This window comes from Duganella hordei (assembly GCF_040369125.1).
GTDB lineage: Bacteria > Pseudomonadota > Gammaproteobacteria > Burkholderiales > Burkholderiaceae_D > Rugamonas > Rugamonas hordei.
In genome coordinates, this window is record NZ_BPWI01000001.1 from 593,142 (window position 1) to 610,924 (window position 17,783).

Genomic DNA, 17,783 nt, shown 5'->3' on the forward strand with positions numbered 1-17,783 from the left:
TAATACGATCGTTCTTTTATGCGGTATAGTGAGCGGGCTGAGGTTCCCACTAAAACATAAGGAAGAGACATGACTGCTGAATATCAAGTCCACGGCGCCGTTGCCGTCATCACGCTGAACAATCCGCCGGTCAACGGCCTGGGCCTGGCCACCCGCACGGCGGCCGTGCAGGGCATCCAGCAGGCGCTGGCCGACGATGCCGTCAAGGCCATCGTCATCACCGGCGCCGGCAAGGCGTTTTCCGGCGGCGCCGACATCAAGGAATTCAATTCGCCCAAGGCGCTGACCGAGCCCAGCCTCCACACGCTGATCGCCACCGCCGAGGGCTCGACCAAGCCGGTGGTGGCCGCCATCCACACCGTGTGCATGGGCGGCGGCCTGGAACTGGCGCTGGGCTGCCACTACCGCGTGGCGCTGCCGGGCGCGCAGATCGCGCTGCCGGAAGTCAAGCTGGGTCTGCTGCCGGGCGCTGGCGGCACGCAGCGCCTGCCGCGCGTGCTGGGCCTGGAAATGGCGCTGAACATGATCGTCTCCGGCACGCCGGTGGCGTCCGAAAAGCTGGCCGGCACCGCCTTGTTCGACCAGGTGTTCGCCGCCGATGCCGACCTGGTGCAGTCCGCCGTCGCCTTCGCCGGAACGATCGCCGACGCGCGTCCGCTGCCGAAAGTGCGCGACCGCAAGGTGGACTACCCGAACCACGAAGCCTTCCTGCAATTCTCGCGCAACACGGTCAAGGCCATGTCCGGCCCGTTCCCGGCGCCGCTGGAATGCGTGGAAACGGTGGCCGCCTCGGTCACCATGAAATTCGAAGACGGCATGAAGTTCGAGCGCGAACGCTTCCTGCACTTGATCCAGACCACCGAGTCGAAAGCGCTGCGCCACGCCTTCTTCGCCGAACGCGTGGCCAGCAAGGTGCCGGACGTGCCGGCCGACACCCCGGTGCGCGCGATCAAACAGGCGGCCGTGATCGGCGCCGGCACCATGGGCGGCGGCATCGCGATGAACTTCCTCAACGCCGGCATTCCGGTGGTCATGCTGGAAACCCGCCAGGAAGCGCTGGACAAGGGCATCGCCACGATCCGCAAGAACTATGAAAACACGCTGAAGAAGGGCAAGCTGACGCAGGAGAAGTTCGACCAGCGCATGGCGCTGCTGAGCGGCACCCTGGCGTATGAAGAGATCGCCCAGGCCGACATCGTGGTCGAAGCCGTGTTCGAGGAAATGAGCGTCAAGGAAACCGTGTTCCGCAAGCTGGACGAGGTGATGAAGCCGGGCGCTATCCTGGCCACCAACACCTCCACGCTGGACGTCGATCAGATCGCCGCCTTCACCAGGCGTCCGCAGGACGTCATCGGCACCCACTTCTTCTCGCCGGCCAACGTCATGAAGCTGCTGGAAATCGTGCGCGGCGCGCGGACCGGCAAGGACGTGCTGGCCACCGCGCTGGCGCTGTCGAAAAAGCTGAAGAAGACCGGCGTGGTGTCGGGCGTGTGCGACGGCTTCATCGGCAACCGCATGATCGAGCAATACAGCCGCCAGGCCGGCTTCCTGCTGGAGGAGGGCGCGCTGCCTGAGCAGGTCGACAAGGCCGCCGAGAAATTCGGCTTTGCCATGGGCCCGTTCCGCATGGGCGACCTGGCCGGCAACGACATCGGCTGGGCCATCCGCAAGCGCCGCTACGTCGAGAAGCCGGAAATCAGCTACTCGAAGACCGCCGACCTGCTGTGCGAAATGGGCCGCTTCGGCCAGAAGACCGGCGCCGGCTGGTACGACTACAAGGCCGGCGACCGCAAGGCCTATCCGAACGAGCAGGTCAACGCGATGATCGTCCAGCACTCGGCCGACATCGGCGTCGAGCGGCGCAAGATCAGCGACCAGGAAATCGTCGAGCGCCTGGTGTATTCGATGGTCAATGAGGCGGCGCGCATCCTGGAAGAGGGCATCGCCCTGCGCGCCTCGGACATCGACATGGTCTACCTGACCGGCTACGGCTTCCCGCTGTTCCGCGGCGGCCCGATGTTCTACGCCGACACCGTGGGCTTGCCGAACGTGCTGGCAGCGATCAACAAATATGCCCGCGGCCACCACGGCGAGGCCTGGAAGCCGGCGCCGCTGCTGGTCAAGCTGGTCGAAGAAGGCAAGGGCTTCAACAGCTGATGTCGGCAAAATCTCACATGCCGTGTGGGAATTAACATGGCATGTGCGTATTCGGGTTTATCCGGGCAAAAAAATAGCCGCCATCGCTGGCGGCTATTTTCGTTACGCGGCGACGGTTAGTCGGCGGCGTAGATGTTGTTGTCCTTGGTTTCGCTGACGAACAGCGCGCCGATCACTGCCGTGATCAGGGCGATGATGATCGGATACCACAGGCCGTAGTAGATGTCGCCCTTGAACGCCACCAGCGCGAACGAGATCGTCGGCAGCAGGCCGCCGAACCAGCCGTTGCCGATGTGGTAAGGCAGGGACATCGAGGTGTAGCGTATGCGGGTCGGGAACATTTCCACCAGCATCGCGGCGACCGGGCCGTACACCATGGTCACATACAGCACCAGGATGAACAGGATCAGTACCATCATCGGCTTGTTCATCTGCGCTTCTTCAGCCTTGGCAGGATAGCCCGCAGCCTTGATGGTGCCGCCGACTTCCTTCTTCAGCGCCGCTTCGGCCTTCTTGCTGTCTGCATCGAAGTTCAGGCCGTCAGGCGTCATCACCGCGTTGAACGAGGTGATTTCCTTGTCGCCGACTTTGACCTTGGCCAGGCTGCCGGCCGGCGCGTCCTGCTTGGTGTAGGCCACCGAAGCGTTGGACAGGATGCCGGTCGCGATATCGCACGACGATGGGAATTTCTTGGTGCCGGTCGGGTTGAACTGGAAGTTGCACGAAGCAGGATCGGCGATCACCACCACCGGCGAATTTTTCAGCGCGGTTTCCAGCGCCGGGTTGCCGTAGTGGGTCAGCGCGCCAAACAGCGGGAAGTAGGTCGCCGCAGCCAGCACGCAGCCGCCCAGGATGATCCACTTGCGGCCGATCTTGTCCGACAGCGTGCCGAAGAAGATGAAGAACGGGGTGGCCAGCGCCAGCGAGATCGCGGTCATGATGTTGGCGTTGGGACCGTCGATCTTCAGCACCTGGGTCATGAAGAACAGCGCGTAGAACTGGCCGGTGTACCAGACCACCGCCTGGCCCATGGTCAGGCCGACCAGCGCCAGGATCACGACTTTGAGGTTTTTCCACTGGCCGAATGCTTCGCTCAGCGGTGCTTTCGAGGTCTTGCCTTCGGCTTTCATCTTGGCGAAGGCCGGCGATTCATTCATCGACAGGCGGATCCACACCGAAATGCCCAGCAACAGCACCGACACCAGGAACGGCACGCGCCAGCCCCAGGCGTTGAATGCGTCTTCGCCGATGGCGGTACGGGTGCCCAGGATCACCAGCAGCGACAGGAACAGGCCCAGGGTCGCCGTGGTCTGGATCCACGAGGTGAAGGCGCCGCGCTTGCCGTTCGGTGCGTGCTCGGCCACGTAGGTGGCTGCGCCGCCGTATTCGCCTCCCAGCGCCAGGCCCTGCAGGATGCGCAGCGTGACCAGGATAATCGGCGCGGCAATGCCGATCGCCGCATAGCCCGGCAGCAGGCCGACGATGAAGGTGGAGCCGCCCATGATCAGGATGGTGATCAGGAAGGTGTATTTACGACCGATCATGTCGCCCAGGCGGCCGAACACCAGCGCGCCGAACGGACGCACGATAAAGCCGGCGGCAAACGCCATCAGTGCGAAAATGAAGGTGGTGGTCGGATCGCCGATGAAGAACTGCTTGGCGATGATGGCGGCGAGCGAGCCGTACAGATAAAAGTCGTACCATTCAAAGACGGTACCGAGCGACGACGCAAAGATGACCTTGCGTTCTTCCGGCGTGATCGCGCCGGACTTCGGCAGGTTACGCGGGTCTGCGGTGCCTGATGTTGATGCCATGTCTGTCTCCTGTAATTTTTGGATTTCCCCAGCCGAGAGGTGTACGTTGCTTCGTTACTCCTTCGTCAGCATGGATGCAGTGTGGCCGTTGAACCTTACACAATACTTGCTCGAAACTTACATGAAACTGACATAAATATTTGCGAACGACCGTACTAAAATATGCTATTCTGGGTTCATCAAAACATCATCCATATAGGAGACTTCCATGATCGACGCCGTCATTGTTTCAACCGCCCGTACCGCACTTGCCAAATCGTGGAAAGGCGCGTTCAACATGACGCACGGCGCCACGCTGGGTGGCCATGCGCTGGCCGCCGCCATCAGCCGCGCCGGCATCGAGTCCGGTGAAGTGGAGGACGTGCTGGTCGGTTGCGCCAATCCGGAGGGCGCCACCGGCGGCAACATCGCGCGCCAGATCGCCATCCGCGGCGGCTGCCCGGTGACCACCGCCGGCATGACCATCAACCGTTTCTGCTCGTCCGGCCTGCAGACCATCGCCACCGCCGCCCAGCGCATCATCGCCGGCGAAGGCGACATCTACGCCGCCGGCGGCGTCGAGTCGATCTCCTGCGTGCAGCAGGAAATGAACATGCATATGTACAAGGAAGTCTGGCTGTCCGAGCACAAGCCGGAAATCTACTGGCCGATGCTGCAGACGGCCGAGACCGTCGCCAGGCGCTACAACATCAGCCGCGAGCGCCAGGACGAATACGGCGTGCAGAGCCAGCAGCGCGCCGCCGCCGCCCAGGCCGCCGGCCTGTTCGACGCGGAAATCGTGCCGATGACCACCGTCATGGGCGTGGCCGACAAGGCCAGCGGCATGCTGCTGTCGAAGGAAGTGACGATCTCGGCCGACGAAGGCATCCGCGCCGACACCACCTATGAGGGCGTGTCCAAGATCCGCAGCGCGGTGCCGGGCGGCGTCATCAGCGCCGGCAACGCCAGCCAGTTCTCCGACGGCGGTTCGATGTCCATCCTGATGAGCGCGCAGACCGCCGCCGCCAAGGGCTTGACGCCGCTGGGCATCTTCCGCGGCTTCGCGGTGGCCGGCTGCGAGCCCGATGAAATGGGCATCGGCCCGGTGTTTGCGATTCCCAAGCTGCTGAAGAAAGCCGGCCTCAAGGTCGAGGACATCGGCCTGTGGGAATTGAACGAAGCCTTTGCCGTGCAGGTGCTGTACTGCGCCGACAAGCTGGGCATTCCGATGGACCGCCTCAACGTCAACGGCGGCGCGATCGCCGTCGGCCACCCGTACGGCGTGTCGGGCGCGCGCCTGACCGGCCATGCGCTGCTGGAAGGCAAGCGCCGTGGCGTCAAATATGTGGTCGTCACCATGTGTATCGGTGGCGGCCAGGGAGCCGCAGGCCTGTTCGAAGTGGTGTAAGCGCGATGCAGTCGAAAATCCTGTCGCGCCGCGACATCGCCTTCATGCTGTACGAATGGCTGGACGCGGAGGCGCTGAACAAGCGCGCCCGTTTCCAGGATCACAACCGCGAGAGCTTCGACGCCGCCATCGATACCGCCGAGCAGATGGCGACCGAGCTGTTCGCGCCGCACAATAAAAAGAGCGACGGCGAGGAGCCGCATGCGGTGGCCGGCGAGCACTGCCTGAACGTCAGGATCATTCCGGAAGTGAAGACCGCGCTGGACGCTTTCTCCGCCGCAGGGCTGATGGCGGCCGGGCAGGACTTCGAGCGCGGCGGCATGCAGCTGCCGCTGGTGGTGGAAAAGGTGCTGGCGTCGTACTTCACGGCCGCCAACGTCGCCACCAGCGCCTACACCTTCCTGACGATGAGCGGCGCCAAAACCCTGCTCAAGGCCGGCACGCCGGCGCAGGTGCGGCGCTATGTCGAGCCGATGTTTGCCGGACGTTTCTTCGGCACCATGTGTCTGAGCGAACCGCAGGCCGGCTCCAGCCTGTCCGACATCACCAGCCGCGCCGTGCCCGATCCGGTCGGCGGCGTGGAAGGCGAGCGCCAGTTCCGCCTGAGCGGCAACAAGATGTGGATCTCCGCCGGCGAGCACGAGCTGTCGGACAATATCGTGCACCTGGTGCTGGCCAAGATTCCCGGGCCTGACGGCAAGCTGATTCCCGGCGTCAAGGGCATCTCGCTGTTCATCGTGCCGAAATACCTGGTCAACGAAGACGGCAGTCTCGGCGAGCGCAACGACGTTGTGCTGGCCGGCCTGAACCACAAGATGGGCAATCGCGGCACCACCAACTGCCTGCTCAATTTCGGCGAAGGCAAGTTCAAGCCGCAAGGCAAGGGCGGTGCCATCGGCTACCTGGTCGGCAATCCGCACCAGGGCCTGGCCAATATGTTCCACATGATGAACGACGCGCGCATCGCCGTCGGCCTGGGCGCGGCGGTGCTGGGCTACACCGGCTACCTGCATGCGCTCGACTACGCCCGCAGCCGTCCGCAAGGCCGCCATCCGGCGCAGAAGGACCCGGCCCAGCCGCAGCTGCCCATCATCGAACACACCGACGTGCGGCGCATGCTGCTGGCGCAAAAGGCTTACGTTGAAGGCGGCCTCGGCCTGGTGCTGTACAGCGCCCGCCTGGTCGACGAACAGCAGACGGCGGAAACGCCGGAAGCGCGCGAACACGCGGCGCGCCTGCTGGATTTCCTGACGCCGATCACCAAGTCGTGGCCGTCGCAATGGTGTGTCGAAGCCAACAGCCTGGCGATCCAGGTGCACGGCGGCTACGGCTACACGCGCGAATATAACGTCGAGCAGTTCTACCGCGACAACCGCCTGAACGCCATCCATGAAGGCACGCACGGCATTCACGGCCTCGACCTGCTGGGCCGCAAGGTGGCGGCGCAGGACGGCGCCTTGTTCAGGGCCTTCGGCGCCGAGCTGCGCAAGACGGTGCGCAAGGTGCGCGGCAGCGTCGGCGCGCCGGATGCGGTCGGCGCTCACCTGAGCGACATCAGCAGCGAACTGCTGGCGCACGCAGCTGCGCTGGACGCCGCCTGGCAGGTAGTGGAACAAGTGACGCAAAAGCTGTATGCTGCCGGCGACATGAACAAGACCCTGGCCAACGCCAGCACCTATCTGGAAGCCGTCGGCCACGTGGTGGTCGCGTGGATCTGGCTGCAGCAGGCCTTGGTGGCCGCAGCCTCGCTGGACCTGGACAGCGCCGACGCCGATTTCTACCGCGGCAAGCTGCAGGCCTGCCGCTACTTCTTCCGCTGGGAACTGCCGAAAGTCGAACAGCAGCTGGAACTGCTGGCCAGCATAGACACCACCACGCTCGACATGCGCGACGCGTGGTTTTAACCTGGAGAGAACAATGCTCAAGCACATCGTGATGTGGAAACTGAAGGAACACGCCGAGGGTGGCGACCGCGCCACCAACGCCGCCAAGATGAAATCCATGCTGGACGGCTGCGCCAAGCTGGTGCCCGGCATCCTAAAATTCGAAGCGGCCGTGGCCCAGCCCGGACTGGAAGCGACCTACGACGTGATCCTGTATTCCGAATTCACCGACAAGGCCGCGCTCGACGCCTACCAGGAACACCCGGACCACGTGGCCATCAAGCCATTCTTCGGCGCCGTGCGCGACCAGCGCCAGTGCATGGACTACGAAATCTAAGGACCGACCCCAATGCGTACAACTCAAGAACTGTTTTCACTGGCCGGCAAGACCGCGCTGATCACCGGCGGCTCGCGCGGACTGGGCCTGCAGATGGCGCTGGCGCTGGGCGAGCAGGGCGCCAAGGTCGTCATCTCGTCGCGCAAGCAGGCCGACCTGGATGAGGCGGTCGCCTTCCTGACCGGCCACGGCGTCGCCGCCCACGCCATCGCTGCCGACCTGTCGCAGGACGCGCATGCGGAGGCGCTGGTCAGCGCCGCGCTGGAACAGCTGGGCCATATCGACATCCTGATCAACAACGCCGGCGCCAGCTGGGGCGCGCCCGCCGAAGACCATCCGGTCGAAGCGTGGGACAAGGTGATGAACCTGAACATCCGCAGCATCTTCGTGGTGTCGCAGCTGGTCGGCAAGCGCTCGATGATCCCGCGCAAGTACGGCCGCATCATCAACATCGCCTCGATCGCGGGCCTGGCCGGCAATCCGCCGGGGACCATGCAGACCATCGCCTACAACACCTCGAAAGGCGCGCTGGTCAACTTCACCCGCACCCTGGCGGGCGAGTGGGGCCGTCACGGCATCACCGTCAACGCGCTGGCGCCGGGCTTCTTTCCATCGAAGATGACCAAGGGCTTGCTGGAAAAGCTGGGCCCGGACGAGATCTCCAAGGACGCCCCGCTGGGCCGACTCGGCGACGACGAAGACCTGAAAGGCGCGGTCGTGCTGTTCGCGTCCGATGCGGGCAAGCACATCACCGGCCAGATCCTGGCGGTGGACGGCGGCGTCTCGGCGGTCTGACGATGGCCGAGATTCCTCAGACTTACCGGCGCATGGTGCTGGCGGCGCGTCCGCGCGGCCCGGTGGCGCCGGAGAATTTTCGGCTGGAGACAGTGCCGGTGCCGGCGCTTGCCGATGGCGAACTGCTGATCCGCAACCACTACCTGTCGCTGGATCCGTACATGCGCGGACGCATGAGCGCGGCCAAGAGCTACGCCACGTCGCAGCAGCTGGACGAGACCATGATAGGCGGCACGGTCGGGCAGGTGGTCGCCTCGCGCAACGAGTATTACAAGGTCGGCGAGTTCGTCGGCGGCATGCTGGGCTGGTCCGAAATGGGCGTATCCGACGGCCTGTTGCTGCGCAAGCTCGACACCACGCGCATACCGCTATCGGCCTTCCTCGGCGTGGTCGGCATGCCGGGCATGGCCGCTTGGTACGGCTTCAACCAGATCATGGAGGCGGGCAGCGGCGATACGGTGGTGGTGTCGGCCGCCAGCGGCGCGGTCGGCAGCGTGGTCGGCCAACTGGCCAGGCTGCGCGGCTGCCGCGTGGTCGGCATCGCCGGCGGAGCGGAGAAGTGCGACTACGTTGTCAAGGAACTGGGCTTCCACGCCTGCGTCGACTACAAGGCCGGCAACCTCGAGGCCGACCTGGCCGCCGCCACGCCGGACGGCGTCGACGCGATCTTTGAAAACGTCGGCGGCGCCTGCCTGGATGCCTCGCTGGCGCGCACCAACGCCTTCGCCCGCGTGGCGCTGTGCGGCATGATCGCGGGCTACAACGGCCAGGAAATGCCGATCAAGAATTCGCGGCTGCTGCTGATCAACCGCTTGACGGTGCGCGGCTTCATCATCACCGAACACATGGAATTCTGGCAGCAGGGCTTGCAGGAACTGGCCGTGCTGGTGGCCAATCACCAAATCAAATACCGCGAATCGGTGGCGGACGGCCTGGCTGCCGCCCCGCAAGCGTTTATCGGCCTGCTTCAGGGGCACAACTTCGGCAAACAACTGGTGAAGCTAATCTAATAATGAAAACATTCAGAGACAAAGTCGTCGTCATTACCGGCGGTGCAAGCGGTTTGGGCCGCGAGTTCGCCAACGTGGCGGCGCGCGAGGGCATGAAGCTGGTGCTGGCCGATGTGCAACGCGACGCGCTGGACCGCGCGGCCGCGGAGCTCAGGGGACAGGGCGCCAGCGTGATCGCCATGATCTGCGACGTGCGCAAAGGCGAGCAGGTGCAGGCGCTGGCCGACGCGGCCGTGGCCGAATTCGGCGCCGTGCACCTGCTGTTCAACAACGCCGGCGTCGGTTCGGGCGGGCTGATCTGGGAAAACACGGAAGCCGACTGGGAATGGGTGATGGGCGTGAACGTGTGGGGCGTGATCCATGGCGTGCGCATCTTCACCAAACTGATGCTCGATGCGGCGTCGCGCGATCCGTCGTTCGAAGGGCATATCGTCAACACGGCGTCGATGGCGGGGCTGCTGAATGCGCCGGCGATGGGCGTGTACAACGTCTCCAAGCATGCGGTGGTGTCGCTGTCGGAAACGCTGTACCAGGATTTGCAACTGGTCGGCGCGCCGATCGGCGCCTCGGTGCTGTGCCCGTACTTTGTGCCGACCGGCATCAGCCAGTCGCACCGCAACCGGCCGGAAGACGTGCGCATGACGCAGGGGCCGACCGCCAGCCAGCTGGCCGCGCAGGCGATGACGGACAAGGCGGTCTCGTCCGGAAAGGTCACCGCCGTGGAGGTGGCCGAGATCACCTTCAAGGCCATCGCCGACGGCCAGTTCTACATCTACTCGCATCCGGGCGCGCTGGCCGGCGTGCGGGAGCGCATGGAGCACATCGTCGCCGCCACCAATCCCGGCGACCCGTATGCCGCCACGCCGCACGTGCGCGAAGCCTTGCGCGCCAAAATGAAACTGGGTTGAGACGAATGCATACGCTTGCCTGATCATCCTCGCAGTGCTCGCCATCGGCAACGCATGGTCGCGCGAATGGTTGTACGCGTGCTGGTTTTCATTGGCGATTTTCTATAACCTGTATCCCACGGTCCTGTCGTCGTGGGTGTTCGGAATAGCCAGCATAGTGCTCGTGGTGGCCGCGCTGACGCGGTGGATACGAAAACGTCGCCGTAGTGGCGGCGCGGCGCCCTGAAAGGCATCTTGCGTGCGACAATCGTGTTCCGCCAACTTGATTGCACGCCGATGACCGACACCGCCAAGCACGATATCCGTTTCGGAGACTGGAACGCCCCGCTCAACGCGGACGCCAGGCTCATTCGTTTTGAAGTCTTCGTCGAAGAACAGAAGGTTCCCGCCGAACTGGAGATGGACCACATGGACGCGGTCTGCCTGCACGCCGTGGCCTACGACAGCGCCGGCACGCCGATCGGCACCGGCCGCTTGCTGCCGGACGGCCACATCGGCCGCATGGCCGTGCGCCAGGGCGCGCGCGGCACCGGCATCGGCGGCGCCTTGCTGCAAGCGCTGATGGAGCAAGCGCGCGCCCGCGGCGACAAGCAGGTGGTGCTGAGCGCGCAAACCCATGCCGCGCCATTTTACGAGCGCCATGGTTTCGCCATCGACGGCGACGAATTCTTCGAGGCCGGCATCTCGCACATCAACATGCAGTACACCTTTTAAGGAACGCCGTCATGACCAACATCGTTGAGAATTTCGATCCTGAGCTGGACCTGGTGTTCTAGCGCGACATCGACATCTCGCCGGAGCAAGTCTGCGCTGGATGGACCAGGCCCGAGCATCTGGTGCACTGGTTTACGCCGGCGCCGTGGACGACGCTGGAAGCCGAATGCGACCTGCGGCCGGGGGGCCTGTTCCGTTCGGTGATGGCCGGACCGAACGGCGAGCGCCACGACAACTTTGGCTGCTATCTGGAGGTGGTGGAAAACCGCCGGCTGACATGGACGCCTACATGAAGCAGTTGGGTTAGGCTGCTGGCGCCAACGGCGGGCGCGCAAGGCCGGCTTCGGTGGTCTCTTGGGGCAGTTCCCCGGGAACCGGGCGGGTGGCCAGTTCCAGCTCTTCGAAAGCGTCGTAGGTCAGCGCCATCAGGCGCTCGGGATCGGGCACCAGGTCGGTGTCGACGAACAGGGCCAGCTGGATCTGGCCGGCGTAGGAGATGAACGCCAGTCCCACACCCAGCTTGCCCGCCTGCGGCACCCAGCAGATCAGGTCCGTCATGCGCGAGCCGGCCAGGTAGCGGCGGCTGCCGGGACCTTCGATATTGGTCAGCACCACCGAGCCCTTGGACGTGAACAGATTCAGCGCGAAGTGCTGCAGCGCCGTCGGCAGGCAACCGGCGATCGACAGGAAGGCCATCGTGGCGCGCGGCTGGTGCGAGCGCTTGATGGCCGTCATGCGGTCGCTGGACTGGCGCAGCCGCACGCGCGGGTCGTCGACATTGGTCGGCAGGTCCACCGCCACCAGACCGAACTCGTTCCCCAGCTGGAAGGCGTTGGCCTTCTCGCGCAGGTTGAAGGTGACGGCGGCGCGCAGCGCGCGGCCGTCGGGCCGCTGGCCGTGCTCGTCCAGGTAGCGCCGCAGCGCGCCGGAAACGGCCGCCACCCACACATCGTTCAAGGTCACGCCCATGCGCTTGGACATGGCGCGCACCCGGTCCATCTGCAGCGGCGGCAGCCAGACCAGCTGCTTGGCGCCGGTCATCGGCGCCTTGAAGCGGCTGTGCGCGTCTGGCCACAATACCGACAGCCGCGCCACGTGGGCGGCGATCTTCAGCCAGGACACGCTGCGCGCCACCGCCGAGCACACGGCGTTGTGTGCGACCGTGGCGCGGTGCGGATGGCCGACCGGCGAGGGCGTGCGGCCATGCACGCCGTTGTCGTCGGTCAGGTGGTTGAGCACATGCACCAGGCCCAGGCCGTCGGTGATGCAGTGGTGGACGCGGAACACGATGGCGTGGCCGCCGTTGACGCGGTCCAGCACCGTCATGTGCCACATCGGCCGGTCGCGTTCCAGCGGCAGGTGGGCGATGCGCGTCATGTGGGCCTGCAGCTGTTCGCGGCTCACTTCCTGCGACAGCTGTTCCAGCTTGATGTGCTGGGTGATGTCGAACCGCTCGTCCTCCACCCAGTGCGGGCGGCCGTGCCGCTGCAACACCTTCTGCGTAAAGCGCGGATAGTTGGGCAGGCGATGCGCGATGGTGGACGTCAGCCGCTCCATGTCGACCGCGCCTTCGAACAGCAGGATGCTGTTGATGACCATCAGGTTCTTGTCGGTGTCCATGCGGTGCCATGCATAGTCGCGACGCGTCATCGCCGCCGGTGCTGCGGTTGGTTTGCTCATGTGATGCCGTCTCCTCGTGCGGCGCCGGATCTTTGCCGGCGTCCGCTTATATTTTTACAGGTGTCGCTTTTGCCCGTGCTTCCGTTGACGGCGATGGCGCAGCCGCGGCTGCCGCCTCCACCGATTTGGGTGAGCGCGGCCGCAGCGCATAACGGTTCAGGCCCGCCATGTGGATGCGGCACAGGTATTCCTTCCAGTCGATGGCGCTCGGGTCCACCATGTAGCGCGCCCGGTCTTCGCTGCCGAAGCGCTGCGCCAGCGCCATCAGCGACGTGTTGTGGAACACGTAGCGCGGCGCGGTGTAGAACGAGAACGTCAGGGCCAGCAGTTGCGTGGTGCGCAGCGCCTCGAGCTTCGGCGATTCGCCGGCGCCCAGCAACCGCCGCACGCCGCTCCACGCCCTGGCGCCGATGCGCATCGCCCGCAGCATCAGCAGGAACGCGGGACGGCTGACGACCCGGAAGTCGTGTTTCGGCTCGTGGTAGAACAGGCGCTCGTAGCTGCGCCAGTTGCGCTTCGATTCGGTTTGTATCAGGTCGATCACGCGGCCGACGGTGATCGGGTTGGCCGATCCGGTGCAGGCCTGGTAGATGCGGGTGGCGCCCGGATCGGCCAGCGCTTCGGCGGCGGCCAGCACGATGCTGTTGGCGACCAGGTCGGCCGGCACGATGTCGACGATTTCATTCGGCTTGGCCGGGAAGAAGCTGGTCTTGCCGCGCGCGTAGGCCAGGATGATGGCGTCCGCCACCTTGACGCCTTCGAGCCAGCCGGGCGCCGGTTCCTGCAGCGTGCTTTCGATGATGGACGGCCGCACGATGGTCAGCGTCTTGCCGCGCATGGCCTGCATCGCCAGCTGTTCCCCCATCCACTTGGTGAAGGTGTAGGTGTCGTTCCAGCCGTGGTAGTTGGCCTCGGCGATGCCCAGTTCCGTCAGGCGGCGCTCCAGCTGCTCCGAGCCGATGGTCTCGGCCTCCACCACCGCGATGCGGTGCTGCAGGTGCTTGAGCAAACCATATAAATCGAAGTGGCCGTCGGCATGGCGCGGGATGGCGGCGCGTGCCGGCGTGACGTTCTGTTCGAGCATGTCGCCGCGGTTGTAGCCGTTGACGTAGCAGGTCGAGACCTGGATCAGCGGCGCGTTGCCGGTGCGAGCCAGTTCGCAGATGTTCTGCACGCTGAGCGCGTTGATGGCCAGCGCCTCGTCCAGCGCCTCGCGGAAGTTGACGCTGGCGGCGGCGTTGATCACCACGTCGACGCGGTGCGCCAGCGCGGTGAAGTCCGGCAACAGCAGGCCGAAGCAGGGCTCGGTCACTTCGCCGGTCACGCATTCGATCTTCTCGGCGAAAAATTCGGCCAGGAACGCGGGCCGCTCGGCGCGCAGGCGGTCGAACACCGACGAGGTGGCGATGTCGCGGTCGAAGCGCTGGCGCGCGTCGGCGCCATGCTTGCCGCCGCGTATCAGCAGCACGATGCGGCCGATGTCCGGCACGCTGCGGATGAGTTTTTCCAGCACCACCTTGGCCAGGAAGCCGGTGCTGCCGGTAATCAGGATGCGCTTGCCCGACAGCGCCGCTTGCACATTCAATGCTGGTTTCATAGGGTTCTCAGAAACGGTGTCATTACTACAATGATCCGATCTTAGAGCGAAACCCGGGAGTGACTGGCGACTTTGCAGTGGCTTTGGAAGCCAAACGCATGGCGGCGCGAGTCATGCGGCTGTGGTGCCGGGGGAAAGTGGTGTGGCAGCGTTTACAACATTGAGGCATTTGCGCAACGAACTATGTTCTTGCGGAACTCAGTCCAGTCCTACAGCGGAGTGGGCGGTGCTCCTATATCGTGCCGTATCGCGTGGGCAGATGATTTGTTACCGGCTGCGGCCGGCAATTTAACCACCTGAACAGGAGACCACCATGAACCAAGGTAAAAACAATCCATCGCCATCGGAAAATTCCAAACAGTCGGGCACTCCAGGCTCGCAGCAAAGCGGCACGCGCGGCGGCAGCCAGCAGCAGAGCGTCGACACCAGCCGCGATAGCAAGAACAAGGAAAACAGCAATCCTGGCCAGCGCCAGTCCGGCAGCCGCGACGAGCGCGGCAACCGCGACGATTGATTAAGGTTTGCCCGGCAACAGACCGCCACAGGCCTCCTTGATCGCTGCGGCAACGATGTCCACGCGTCCGGGCGCCCCAGGCAGGGCGCGGCGGATGCGTGGTTTGCGCCACACATTGCTTGCAAATGGGAAATTATAATCCTACACTTGTAGCCAGAATCTCGCGCTGTGCCACCACGCGCAGCCGTTCTCATCAGATCACCTCTTCGGCCCAGCCCCGCCGGAAAATCCCCTTTTTCCGTCAACCCTTACCCGGTGGAGCGACTGCTATGAACAATCTGAAAATCGGCACCCGCCTGAATATCGCCTTTGGCGCCATGTTGGCGCTGTTGGTCATCATCGCCTACATCGGCTGGTCGTCGCTGTCGGCCACCAAGGCGCGCATGGATACGGTCGTCAACGAGAACAACGCCAAGATCGCGCTGTCGAACCGCATGCTGATGGACCTGAACCTGATCGCGCGTTCGGCTCGCAACTACATCCTTTACACGGACAAGGATGTGCAGGGCAAAATGGTGGGCCGCATAGACGGTGCCGAAAAGAGTTTTAACGCCAGCTTCGAACAACTGGGAACGCTGGTGCGCAGCGTCAAGGCCAGGCAACTGCACGCCGACATCAAGACGCAGGCGCCCGAGACGCTGAAGCTGCTGCGCACCGTGTTGACTCTGGTCAATGACGGCAAGCGGGACGAGGCGCCGAACTTCCTGCGGGACTCCGTCCAGGCGCAGCAGGATGGCAGCTTCGCGCTGATCAACGCGATGATCGATCTGCAGGAAAAACAGAACAAGGATCTGATCGAGGAAATGCACGTCGAATACGTGTTCGCGGTCAGATTCCTGCTGATGACCGCCGTGCTGGCCTGCGTTGCGGCGACCGGGCTGGCATGGTCGATCACGCGCTCGATCACGCACCCCATCAATGAGGCCGTGTCGATCGCGCAAACCGTCGCCGCCGGCGACCTGACCCGCCGCATCGACGTCGAAGGCAAGGACGAGGTCAGCAAGTTGCTGACGGCGTTGAAGGGCATGACCGACAGCCTGGCCGCCATCGTTGGCGAAGTGCGTTCCGGTACCGAGACCATAGGCACCGCGTCGCGCCAGATAGCGGTCGGCAACCAGGACCTGTCGTCGCGCACCGAGGAGCAGGCCAGTTCATTGGAGGAGACCGCGTCGTCGATGGAGGAACTGACTTCCACCGTCAAGCAGAATGCCGACAACGCGCGCCAGGCCAATGTGCTGGCCAACTCCGCGTCCGAGGTGGCGCTGCGCGGTGGCGCGGTGGTGTTCGAGGTGGTGCAGACGATGGGGTCGATCAACGACTCGTCGAAGAAAATCGTCGACATCATCGGCGTGATCGACGGCATCGCTTTCCAGACCAATATCCTGGCGCTGAACGCGGCGGTCGAGGCGGCGCGCGCCGGCGAGCAGGGGCGCGGCTTCGCGGTGGTGGCGTCGGAAGTGCGCAACCTGGCGCAGCGCTCGGCATCGGCCGCGAAGGAAATCAAGGAGCTGATCGGCGATTCGGTGGAGAAAGTGGAACTGGGCGCGAAGCTGGTCGATCAGGCCGGCGCGACCATGGGTGAGATCGTCGACAGCGTCAAGAGGGTGACGGACATCATGTCCGAAATCGCCTTTGCCAGCCAGGAGCAGAACGCCGGCATCGAGCAGATCAACCAGGCCGTCACGCAGATGGACCAGGTGACCCAGCAAAATGCCGCATTGGTGGAGGAGGCTGCGGCGGCGGCCGAATCGATGCAGGACCAGGCGGTCAAACTGGCGCAGGTGGTCGGCGCCTTCAAGCTGGGCGCGCATCGGGGCGCTTCGGCCGCCGGCAAGCCTGCTGTCCGCCGGCCGCTGAAGGTGGTCAAGGCGGTGGCGAAAATCGCCGCAAGCCCGCGCGCGCCGGCGGCGCGGCCGGCCAGGGTCGCCGCGGTTGCCGGCGGCGACTGGGAAGCGTTCTGACTGTTTAGCCTGCCGCCGGCGGATACAGGCCGTGAACGCGGCCGAACAGGCGCGTGAGGCCAAGCAGGGCGTCGATGTGCGGCGTGGCCAGTTGCAGGCGCTGGCCTATCTCGCGCACGGCCGCCACCAGCGCATCGAGTTCCAGCATGCGGCCGGCCTCGGCGTCCTGCAGCATCGAGCTTTTGAAGGCACCCAGCTTGCGCGTGACCAGGTGGCGCTGCTCGGGCGTTTCGGCGATGCGGCAGGCGATGCGCTCGCCGATGACGGCCGCCTCGCGCATCGCGGCGCGGCAGAATTCGGCCACCAGCTGGTCGTCCAGGATGCGGTCCGCCGTCGCGCCGGTGATGGCCGATACCGGATTGAGCGTCATGTTCCCCCACAGCTTGTACCAGATGTCGTAGCGGACGTCGGCCGACACGGTCACGTCGAAGCCGCCCAGGCGCAGCAGCGCCCCCAGCTCGTTCGCCCGGTCCGATAGTGCGCCGGCCGGTTCGCCGATGATCAGGACATTGCCCATCATATGGCTGACCAGTCCCGGCTCGGGCGTCGAGGTGCTGGCGTGCACCACGCAGCCCAGCACCTGCGCGTAGGGCAGCGCCGCAGCGATCGCGCCACCCGGGTCGATGCTGGCCAGCGGCTCGTCGCCGATGGCCGGCACGCCCTGGCAGAACCACCATGGCACGCCGTTCATGGCCGGCAGGATGACGGTGTGCGGGCCTATCAGCGGCGCGATCTGCCGCGCCACGGCGGCCAATGCCTGGCCCTTGACGGCGATGATGACGACGTCCTGCGGTCCCAGTTCTGCGGCGCTGTCGCTGGCGCGGGCGGGTGCCTGGAGCAGCGTGTCGTCTTGTTGCAGGCGCCAGCCGCGGGCGCGCAGCGCGGCCAGCGTGACGCCGCGCGCCAATGCGCTCAGGTCGCAGGCCTTGGCCGCGGCCAGGCGCGCGCCGATAAAGCCGCCGATGGCGCCGGCGCCGACGATACATACTTTCATGGGATGCTCCGCGAGAGGGAAGTGCGGAATAT

15 protein-coding genes are annotated in these 17,783 nt (G+C 64.8%); 11 read left to right on the forward strand and 4 right to left on the reverse strand.

Going from position 1 to position 17,783, the window contains the following annotated elements:
* The first annotated feature begins 69 nt into the window (after positions 1-69).
* Entirely contained in the window at positions 70-2,157 is a 2,088-nt protein-coding gene (locus tag ABWW33_RS02530) for a 3-hydroxyacyl-CoA dehydrogenase NAD-binding domain-containing protein (RefSeq protein ID WP_353398506.1), read from the forward strand.
* A 116-nt stretch (positions 2,158-2,273) separates the two neighbouring features.
* Here ABWW33_RS02530 and ABWW33_RS02535 read toward each other — a convergent pair whose 3' ends face one another.
* On the reverse strand, positions 2,274-3,971 hold the full coding sequence (locus ABWW33_RS02535) for an MFS transporter (protein ID WP_353398509.1): 1,698 nt from the start codon (positions 3,969-3,971) through the stop codon (positions 2,274-2,276).
* Positions 3,972-4,179: 208 nt separating this feature from the next.
* Between ABWW33_RS02535 and ABWW33_RS02540 the strand changes: the two genes are divergently transcribed.
* The 8 genes from ABWW33_RS02540 (at position 4,180) to ABWW33_RS02575 (ending at position 11,298) form a co-directional block, all read left to right on the forward strand.
* The gene (locus tag ABWW33_RS02540; RefSeq protein ID WP_176650642.1) at positions 4,180-5,358 is read left to right on the forward strand and encodes an acetyl-CoA C-acyltransferase; all 1,179 of its coding nucleotides are present in this window, start codon (positions 4,180-4,182) and stop codon (positions 5,356-5,358) included.
* Between the two features lie 5 nt (positions 5,359-5,363).
* Positions 5,364-7,262 (forward strand): acyl-CoA dehydrogenase, encoded by a 1,899-nt coding sequence (locus ABWW33_RS02545; protein WP_353398512.1) that lies wholly within the window; start codon positions 5,364-5,366, stop codon positions 7,260-7,262.
* A 13-nt stretch (positions 7,263-7,275) separates the two neighbouring features.
* Positions 7,276-7,578, forward strand: coding sequence for a Dabb family protein (locus tag ABWW33_RS02550; RefSeq protein ID WP_176650644.1), 303 nt, complete (start codon positions 7,276-7,278; stop codon positions 7,576-7,578).
* A gap of 12 nt (positions 7,579-7,590) precedes the next feature.
* Positions 7,591-8,373 (forward strand): SDR family oxidoreductase, encoded by a 783-nt coding sequence (locus ABWW33_RS02555; protein ID WP_353398515.1) that lies wholly within the window; start codon positions 7,591-7,593, stop codon positions 8,371-8,373.
* 11 nt (positions 8,374-8,384) lie between these two features.
* Entirely contained in the window at positions 8,385-9,383 is a 999-nt protein-coding gene (locus ABWW33_RS02560; RefSeq protein WP_176651245.1) for an NADP-dependent oxidoreductase, read from the forward strand.
* A gap of 2 nt (positions 9,384-9,385) precedes the next feature.
* Complete coding sequence (locus ABWW33_RS02565; RefSeq protein ID WP_353398518.1) at positions 9,386-10,291, forward strand: SDR family oxidoreductase; 906 nt, start codon at positions 9,386-9,388, stop codon at positions 10,289-10,291.
* Positions 10,292-10,567: 276 nt separating this feature from the next.
* Positions 10,568-11,005: a GNAT family N-acetyltransferase gene (locus ABWW33_RS02570; protein WP_353399232.1), complete on the forward strand. Its 438-nt coding sequence runs from the start codon at positions 10,568-10,570 to the stop codon at positions 11,003-11,005.
* A gap of 74 nt (positions 11,006-11,079) precedes the next feature.
* The gene (locus tag ABWW33_RS02575) at positions 11,080-11,298 is read left to right on the forward strand and encodes an SRPBCC domain-containing protein (protein ID WP_353399235.1); all 219 of its coding nucleotides are present in this window, start codon (positions 11,080-11,082) and stop codon (positions 11,296-11,298) included.
* Positions 11,299-11,308: 10 nt separating this feature from the next.
* Here the strand turns inward: ABWW33_RS02575 and ABWW33_RS02580 are convergent, their stop codons facing one another.
* Positions 11,309-12,685 (reverse strand): wax ester/triacylglycerol synthase family O-acyltransferase, encoded by a 1,377-nt coding sequence (locus ABWW33_RS02580; RefSeq protein ID WP_353398521.1) that lies wholly within the window; start codon positions 12,683-12,685, stop codon positions 11,309-11,311.
* Between the two features lie 46 nt (positions 12,686-12,731).
* Positions 12,732-14,282, reverse strand: a complete 1,551-nt coding sequence (locus ABWW33_RS02585; protein ID WP_353398524.1) for an SDR family oxidoreductase — start codon at positions 14,280-14,282, stop codon at positions 12,732-12,734.
* Positions 14,283-14,595: 313 nt separating this feature from the next.
* On the opposite strand from ABWW33_RS02585, the gene ABWW33_RS02590 reads away from it, so the two are divergent.
* Entirely contained in the window at positions 14,596-14,796 is a 201-nt protein-coding gene (locus tag ABWW33_RS02590; RefSeq protein WP_176650959.1) for a hypothetical protein, read from the forward strand.
* 269 nt (positions 14,797-15,065) lie between these two features.
* Entirely contained in the window at positions 15,066-16,757 is a 1,692-nt protein-coding gene (locus ABWW33_RS02595) for a methyl-accepting chemotaxis protein (protein WP_353398527.1), read from the forward strand.
* A gap of 4 nt (positions 16,758-16,761) precedes the next feature.
* Here ABWW33_RS02595 and ABWW33_RS02600 read toward each other — a convergent pair whose 3' ends face one another.
* Positions 16,762-17,751 carry a 2-dehydropantoate 2-reductase gene (locus ABWW33_RS02600; protein ID WP_353398530.1) on the reverse strand — a complete coding sequence of 330 codons (990 nt, stop codon included), beginning with the start codon at positions 17,749-17,751 and terminating at the stop codon, positions 16,762-16,764.
* Positions 17,752-17,783 lie beyond the last annotated feature (32 nt).